Consider the following 8628-nt stretch of genomic DNA (forward strand, 5'->3'; position numbering starts at 1 on the left):
TTCGGCGGTGGTTTTGTTGCCTATTGCTGTATTGGCAGGCACTGGTTTAGCGGGCTTGCCCATAGCGCGCCATCTGCTAGCGGGCGTACTCAGTTGGATGACATCACTGCAAGTGCTACAAAGTGGCGGAATGATTGAGGCGCATTTTGGTTATTTTGTAACGGCCTCTGTTTTCTTTTTATACCGCGATGCCAAGGTCTTCATAACGGTTTTTGCATGCGGTGCCATAGCGCATATCGGTTTGTTTGTTATCCAGCACATGCACCTTTTTCACAACTTCTTTTTTTACGATCATGAGAATTGCACTGTGGGAGTTGTGTTAATTCATGCGGGGTATTTAGGTACTGAATGTTTCTTGATGGGGATTCTTGCGAATAATGCTAAACGTGATCAGCAGCTAACGAGCACTATTGAGCGAGTTGTTAGTGGCGGTAATCAGCTGGATTTAACACAGCGTCTTGTCGGTAATAATGGTGTTGCGGACCTATTGAATCAATTACTCGTAGCGATGGCGGGGGCTGTACATAAATCGGGCGTGGCTTCTGGGCGGGTGGATTTAGGGTTGACGCGTTTATTAGATGATATTCGAGGCTTTGGCGAGCTAGCGCAGAATGAATACGACCGAACGAATGTAATTGCATCAACCACTGAAGAGCTGGCGACGACTTCGGCCGATATGGTGCGGGATATGCAAAACGCGAATGAGCAGCTACGCACGGTGGGCGCTGCGAACGATTCAGCGAGTCAGCATTTAAAGGGCTGTCAGCAGTCATTGGCGCAACTGAATTCGCTAATTCAAGAATCTAACAGTACTGCTCAGTCGTTAGAGCAATACGCCAGTAATATTTCTGATATTTTAAATGTGATTAATAGTATTGCAGAGCAAACCAATTTACTCGCCTTGAATGCGGCTATTGAGGCCGCTCGTGCGGGTGAGCAAGGGCGAGGTTTTGCGGTAGTTGCCGATGAGGTTCGCGCGCTGGCAACGCGTACGCAAGAATCAACGAATCAAATTAAAGGCACTATTAGTCAGTTGCAAAGCGCTAGCGCTAAAGCCGTTGATATTATGCAAAGTTCAAAATCACATGCCGAGCAAAGCATTGAGAAAATACAGCTGACAGTTGCTGAAGTAGAAGAAAGCCAAGCTAAAATGCAGGCCTTAACTGACATTAATTGTGCGATGGTTGTTGGTGTTGAGCAGCAGGGGCATGCCAGCCGAACTATCGCCGATAGTGCAGCTGAAATAAATTTATTAATTGAAGAGTTGGTGGCGAGAACGCGATCGAGCAGTGACTTAGGGCGGGAAATTAAAGCGCAGTCTCAAGACTTACAGGCATTAATGGCTGTTTTTAAAACGGCATAAAGCAATTTAGGGATTGTTTCGGTTGGCACAATTATACTGTTCTCCAAAGTGGAGCTAAGCAATGAGGTAGTAAGCTAGTAAGGCGGGAGCACCTCTAAAAATAGTCATTATTGAGTGAGGGCAAGGAAGTGCCTCCGCTATCGAGGAAAATTGTATTTTTAGAGACACCCTAGCGTTGCTTCGCTCTAGCTTCGATGTACTGTTTTTTCACGTTGTTGTCCTGATAATAGTTGCCCTGCTTGTCGGGGCTTTTTTTGCCTGTCGTTACCTTTTTATTGTCGTGTGAATGAGTGCTTTTTTAAAAGGTGCTAGTCGCTGATAATGGTCGTTTTTGTTGGGAGGTGATTATGCAAATTCCTTTAGGAAAATATCGGCATTACAAAGGGCAGTATTATCATGTTACGGGGGTGGCAAAGCACAGCGAAACAGAAGAGTTCCTGGTGGTATACCGCACGCTATACGGTGACTTTCAACTTTTTGTACGCCCGTTAGCTATGTTTACTGAGTCGGTGGTTATTGATGGTCAAACATTGCCTCGCTTTGCTTTTGTTGAGGCCATTTAAGTGGGGAATTCGGCTGTTATTGTTGGTGATATTGGTAAGGGTAGTGAATGAGCTGCATGGTTGATGATGTTTTTTTTATGCATCTTGCACTTTCACAGGCGCGCCTTGCTTACGATTGTGACGAGGTGCCAGTAGGCGCCGTTATTGTGCAAAATGGCATAGTCGTAGGGCAGGGGTTTAATCAACCGATTAGTGCATGCGACCCTACCGCACATGCTGAAATACAGGCTTTAAGGTCTGCCTCGGTACAGCTTCGTAACTATCGTTTACCGGAAGCAACGCTTTATGTCACGGTGGAGCCTTGCACAATGTGTTTAGGGGCGTTAATTCATGCGCGAATTCAGCGTATTGTATTTGCAGCAACGGAGCCCAAAGCGGGGCGTGTTTGTAGCCACAGTTTACTGGACGACCCGTGCTTTAATCATCGGGTGGAGGTATCTGCTGGTGTTTGTGCTGAAGCGGCTAGCGCGCTAATGCAGCAGTTTTTTGCCGAGAGGCGTGCGCGCAAAAAAGCGTTAAAAAGCAGCGCGCTGAAAGACACCCTCTAATGCAGGTTATGGCTTAGGGGCGTGCACGGAATAAGTTGCTGGAATTTGGGTTTTTGGGTGCTTGCTTGACGAGGCGAAAATATGGCGTAATAGCCAGCTATTGCAAATGTTTTTAACGAAGGCAAGTGTGCACCCAGGAATTCAAAAACGGGAAGTTATTTCATGCACGCCCCTTACATCGCGTTAATGACTTCGAGTTCTTCTAAAGCGCTACTAATGATTGATTCGTAGCCTAGAGGCTTATCTTCTGGGCTGCCTTCGGCGGCTATCGCCTCTTGTTTTTCGCGTTCTTGTTCTTTCCATGAAATAACATTGTAAAAATTACGGATGTTATTGACGTAACTTACGGCCTCGTGCCCACGGGCATAGCCATAGCGTGTTTTTTTATAATATTGGCGTTTAGTCAGCAGCGGTAAGCGTTCGCGTACATCACTCCACAGGTTGGGGTTGCCACCTTGATCTTGGGTGATTTTACGGGCGTCTTGCATATGTAAAAAACCAATGTTGTAGGCCGCTAGAGCTAGCCAAGTGCGATCAGGTTCTACAATGTCGTCGCTTAAGCGGTCGTACATTTTTCGAAAATAGCGTGCGCCGCCATCAATGCTTTGGTCTGGATCTAGCCGGCTTTTCACACCCATTTCGCGTGCGGTATTGCGTGTTAACATCATAAAACCGCGCACACCGGTAGGGGATTTAGCCTTAGGGTTCCAGTGTGATTCTTGATAGCTAAGAGCCGCTAATAGCTGCCAGTCGAGATCTGTTTTTTTTGCGGCAAGTTCGATTTTCTCGCGCCATTTAGGAAATCGGGTACGCAAACGTTTAGTAAAAACTAATGCGCCGCTGTAGTTGATGTGACCGACGTGGCCGTAAAAGCTTTCTGTTATTTCGGCAAGCTTGCCGGATTCTTCCAGTTGCGTTAAATAGCGGTTGGCGGCTTGCCGCAAGCTGTGGTCAGTAATTTTAGGCAGTGCCCAGCCGAGCGGTTCGGGTTCGGTAAGGTCAAAAGCAGCAAGCGCCCGAGGGTATACGCTACTGTTCATTTCTAAAGCGTTGGAATCGACAATCGCGTAGGTAGTTTTTTTGTTGTGTACCATTTCAAGTAGATCGAGCATTTCGATATCTTGGCGTTCGTTCCAGACGAGATCGGGGTATTCGCGCTTGAGTTCTCTTAAGCGTTCGGCATGGCTGCTATTGCCGATAACTAATATATCGGCGCCGATAAGGTCTTGTATGCTTTCGGGTTTTGGGGAGTTTGAACGGTAAATCACTTTCTGTGTGACGTGTAAGTAGGGTTGACTAAAACTAACGACTTCGGCGCGTTTGGCCGTTATTGTTAGGCCGGCAGCACCCATATGTACATCGCGCGAGGCTATCGCCTGAAATATGTGACCAAGATCTTCTTCTTCGACAATCTCTAGTTCTACACCTAAATGTTTAGCGAAACCGCGTAATAGTTCGTAGTCGAAACCGGTGTAGCCATCAGCCCCTTGATAGTAGGTGGTAGGCCCATTGCGCGAAGCGACGGTAAGTACCCCTTCTTTTTGAATGCGATCCAGCAGTGTGGGCAAGCGACTGCTGGTAAGTAATGAGCACAGGCAAAACACACAGGCGACAACAAGCACATGGTTACAAACCCTGTGGCTGATGATGCTAAGTGTTCGGATCCATGGCGCCATAATACTGAGTGACCTTTTTAGTGTTAGCTTCCTGCTTGCTTTGCCCCGGTTGAAGCGTTCATTTTTGGGTGCGCAGGTATTTAATTCGTGCGGAAATGTTAATTGTTAAGCGTATCCCCAGTAACTTCCAGTTACGACTTAAACTGTTTCGCGCTTAAAAACGGTTGGTTCTAGCGCAGTTGTACGCATTGGCGGCGATAAACGGTCCAGCCTAAATAGCGATTAAATGCGCCATATTTTAGGGGCGTTACTGCATTGGCTGGTTGTGTGATTTTGCCTGATAGTGGCTATTCACTTTATTTTTTTAATGCCAGCATTTTAGTCTGTTCTTAGTGCCTTTTACGACACAAATAAGCCGTAATATAGCAAATTAATGTAACGGTTTTGTTCAAAAAAGAATCAATTTTATCCCTATATGCGCGTGATTGGAAGCATACCACGCCATAAATGATAACCGAGGTGCCAGTTCTTCGTCAGGTTTACTTGAGAGTAAGGCGTTGTTACGGCTGCTACTTGCCCGCAAATCGAGTACAATGCGCGCTTTTTCGACAACCCGTCTTATGAACTGCGAGACCTATCCCTCCATGTTGATTTTGCCCGGTGCACCTGCGCTATCAGAATTCCGTACTCAAAAACTCCTTTCGTCGCTTCAGGCTTTGCAGCCGGGCATTTCAGCGGTTTACGCTGAGTACGTTCACTTTGCTGACCTCAGCGATGCCTTAACTGCCATCGAAACTGAGGTGATTGTTCGATTACTGACTTATGGCCCAAAGGCCGATAAGCAAGCCGGCGATGGCCAGTTATTACTGGCTGTGCCGCGCCCAGGCACTATTTCGCCTTGGTCGTCGAAGGCAACCGATATTGCTCACAATGCCGGCGTGGCGAAGGTTAACCGTATTGAACGCGGCGTTGCCTATCATGTTGAAGGCGATTTTGACCCAAATGCTGTAACCGGTTTGTTACACGACCGAATGGTTGAGGTGATGTTTGCCAGCTTGGATGAAGCTGAAGCTTTATTTGCCAAGCATGAACCGCGCGCTTTGCATTATGTTGATGTGCTTGAGGGTGGCCGGATTGCGCTAGAAGCTGCCAATGCTTCTTTGGGTTTAGCCTTGGCTGAAGATGAGATCGATTATCTTGTTGCTAGCTTCAAAGACTTAAAGCGCAACCCAACCGATGTTGAGCTGATGATGTTTGCGCAAGCGAACAGTGAGCATTGTCGTCACAAGATCTTTAACGCGAGCTGGACCATTGATGGCGAAAATAAAGACTTATCGCTGTTTAAAATGATTAAAAATACCTACGAGCTCGGTGGTGAAGATGTGCTGTCGGCCTATGCTGATAATGCTTCTGTTATGACGGGTTCAGTCGCGGGGCGATTCTTTGCCGATACCGATACCCATGAGTACAGCTACCATCAAGAGCCTGTGCATATTCTGATGAAGGTTGAAACACATAACCATCCAACGGCTATTTCGCCCTTTTCGGGAGCGGGTACGGGTTCTGGTGGCGAAATTCGTGATGAAGGTGCTGTTGGTAAAGGCTCTAAGCCGAAAGTTGGCCTGAGTGGTTTTACGGTTTCTAATTTGCAAATCCCTGGTTACAACCAGCCTTGGGAGCAAGATTACGGCAAGCCTGGCCGTATCGTGACTGCACTCGATATTATGTTGGACGGCCCCATTGGTGGCGCGGCATTTAATAATGAGTTTGGTCGCCCGAATATCTGTGGTTATTTCCGTACATTCGAACTCGATTTTGATGGCGAGCGCCGCGGTTACCACAAGCCGATTATGTTGGCGGGTGGTTACGGCAATATTCGTGAAGAGCATATTGCCCAAGAAGAGTTTGTACCCGGTTGCCACTTGATTGCCTTAGGCGGCCCAGCGATGTTGATTGGCTTGGGTGGTGGTGCGGCTTCCTCTATGGCATCGGGCACCTCTTCAGAAGATTTAGATTTCGCATCCGTTCAGCGTCAAAACCCTGAAATGGAGCGCCGTTGCCAAGAAGTCATTGATCAGTGCTGGCAGTTAGGTACCGATAACCCCATTGCCTTTATTCATGATGTGGGTGCTGGTGGTCTTTCGAATGCGTTCCCCGAATTGGCGAAAGATGGTGGGTGTGGTGCCAATTTTGAATTGCGTGAAGTGCCCAACGATGAGCCGGGTATGTCGCCTTTAGAAATTTGGTGTAACGAATCGCAAGAGCGTTATGTAATGGCCGTTGAGCCAGTTTCACTGGAGCGCTTCAAGGCGATTTGTGAGCGTGAGCGTTGCCCTTATGCCGTTGTTGGCGAGGCGATTAGTGAGCAAAAGTTGGTTGTCAATGATCGGCATTTTGATTCTAAGCCTGTTGATCTTCCTATGAGTGTGTTGTTTGGCAAGGCGCCAAAAATGCACCGCGAAGCCGATACTTATAATGCGGCCTTACAGCCTCTTGATATTCAGTTGTCGGTTGCCGAGGCGGCCGAGCGGGTATTGCAGCACCCCACCGTTGCGAGCAAGCAATTCTTAATCACTATTGGTGATCGCTCGGTTACCGGTATGGTTGCACGCGATCAAATGGTTGGACCTTGGCAGGTGCCGGTGGCAGATTGCGCGGTTACTACGGCGACCTTTGATTCTTACGCGGGCGAAGCGATGAGTATTGGCGAGCGCACACCGATTGCACTGATGGATGCTGCGGCTTCTGGGCGCATGTCGGTAGCTGAAGCCATCACCAACATAGCCTGTACCCCTATCGATAAATTGCGCGACATTAAGCTTTCGGCTAACTGGATGTGTGCTGCGGGCCATAAAGGTGAAGATAGTAAGCTATATGAAGCTGTTAAAGCCGTTGGTATGGAGGTGTGTCCTGCGCTGGGTATAACGATTCCAGTGGGCAAAGACTCCATGTCTATGCGTACGGCCTGGCAGCAAGACGGCCAAGAAAAAGCCGTCACTTCGCCAATGTCTTTGGTGATAACCGCTTTTGCGCCAGTAGTTGATGTACGCAAAACAATTACACCCGAAATAAAAGCTACGGACGACAATGTTTTACTGCTGATCGATTTGGCGGCAGGTAAGCAGCGCTTGGGTGGTTCTATTTTGGCGCAAACCTGTAATCAAATGGGTGAGCAGGTTGCCGACCTAGAAAGTACTGATGAGCTAAAAGCTTTCTTTAATGGTATGCAGAGCTGTTTAAGCCAGGAAAGCCTTGTGGCTTATCACGATCGCAGTGATGGCGGCTTGCTGGCTGCTCTAGCTGAAATGGCTTTTGCTGGCCGTTGCGGTTTGAATATTGATATTGCGCCTTTAGGGGGCGATGCGCTTAGTGCGTTATTTAACGAAGAGCTTGGCGCTGTTATTCAGGTTGAGCGTAGCCAATTAGCCGGTGTTCAAAAGACGTTTGCTGACGCTGGTTTACAGGCTGGGCTAATCGAGTTGGGCTCGGCAACAGCGGATGAGACAATTGTTATTCGCAGCGGCGATGATAATTTAGTGTCTGCAACCCGTGCCCAATGGCAGCAGTTGTGGAGTAAAACCAGTTATAACATGCAAGCACTGCGCGATAACCCGGTGTGTGCAGAGCAAGAGTTTGCATGTATTACGGATGAAAATCCGGGTCTAAGCAGTAAGCTGAGCTTTGATCCATCGGATAACGTCGCGGCACCTTTCATTGCATTGGGGCATAAACCCAAAGTGGCGATCTTGCGTGAGCAGGGTGTTAATAGTCATTTGGAAATGGCGGCAGGTTTTGAGCGCGCGGGCTTTACGCCTGTGGATGTTCACATGAGTGACATCTTAGCTGGACGCATTGCATTGGATGAGTTCAAAGGCTTAGCCGCCTGCGGTGGTTTTAGTTATGGCGATGTGTTGGGCGCGGGTGAGGGCTGGGCAAAAACGGTCTTGTTTAATGCAATGGCTCGTGATCAGTTTGAAGCGTTTTTCGGTCGTAACGACACCTTTAGTTTGGGTGTTTGTAATGGTTGCCAAATGATGTCCAACCTAAAAGATTTGATTCCTGGTGCCGACTTATGGCCGCACTTTGTGCGTAACGTGTCGGAGCAATTTGAAGCGCGGGTTGCATTGGTTAAAGTTGAGTCGTCTAAATCGGTGTTATATCAAGGTATGGCTGGCTCGCATTTGCCAGTAGCTGTTGCCCATGGTGAGGGGCGTGCAGAGTTTGCTGATAAGGCTGCATTTGACGCGTGTAATGCCAGTGGCCAAGTGGCGGTAAGGTTTATTGATAACCACTTAAATGTGACAGAGGCTTACCCTGCCAACCCTAATGGCTCGCAAGCCGGCATTACCAGCTTAACCAGTACCGACGGTCGCGCGACTATTTTAATGCCACATCCAGAGCGCGTATTCCGCACGGTAGCTAACTCTTGGAAGCCAGAAGATTGGCAGGAAGACGGCGGTTGGTTGCGTATTTTCCGCAACGCGCGGGTTTTCGTTAATTAATTGGTAACTATTCAAGTGGGCTCGAAATAATGCCCA

Annotated in this window: 5 protein-coding genes; 4 read left to right on the plus strand and 1 reads right to left on the minus strand. The window is 48.1% G+C overall.

Going from position 1 to position 8628, the window contains the following annotated elements:
• The 3 genes from AC3A8L_RS17325 to tadA form a co-directional block, all read left to right on the plus strand.
• Positions 1 to 1363, plus strand: a 1363-nt coding sequence (locus AC3A8L_RS17325; RefSeq protein WP_487963531.1) for a methyl-accepting chemotaxis protein, incomplete at its 5' end; no start/stop codon positions are given.
• Between the two features lie 347 nt (positions 1364 to 1710).
• Positions 1711 to 1926 (plus strand): DUF1653 domain-containing protein, encoded by a 216-nt coding sequence (locus tag AC3A8L_RS17330; protein ID WP_487963532.1) that lies wholly within the window; start codon positions 1711 to 1713, stop codon positions 1924 to 1926.
• Between the two features lie 47 nt (positions 1927 to 1973).
• A complete protein-coding gene (tadA, locus tag AC3A8L_RS17335; protein ID WP_487963533.1) occupies positions 1974 to 2474 on the plus strand; it encodes a tRNA adenosine(34) deaminase TadA in 501 nt (166 codons plus the stop codon).
• 173 nt (positions 2475 to 2647) lie between these two features.
• Here tadA and mltF read toward each other — a convergent pair whose 3' ends face one another.
• A complete protein-coding gene (mltF, locus tag AC3A8L_RS17340) occupies positions 2648 to 4150 on the minus strand; it encodes a membrane-bound lytic murein transglycosylase MltF (protein WP_487963534.1) in 1503 nt (500 codons plus the stop codon).
• Between the two features lie 584 nt (positions 4151 to 4734).
• On the opposite strand from mltF, the gene purL reads away from it, so the two are divergent.
• Positions 4735 to 8592 (plus strand): phosphoribosylformylglycinamidine synthase, encoded by a 3858-nt coding sequence (gene purL / locus AC3A8L_RS17345; RefSeq protein WP_487963535.1) that lies wholly within the window; start codon positions 4735 to 4737, stop codon positions 8590 to 8592.
• Positions 8593 to 8628: the final 36 nt, after the last annotated feature.

This window comes from Marinagarivorans sp., assembly GCF_982758155.1.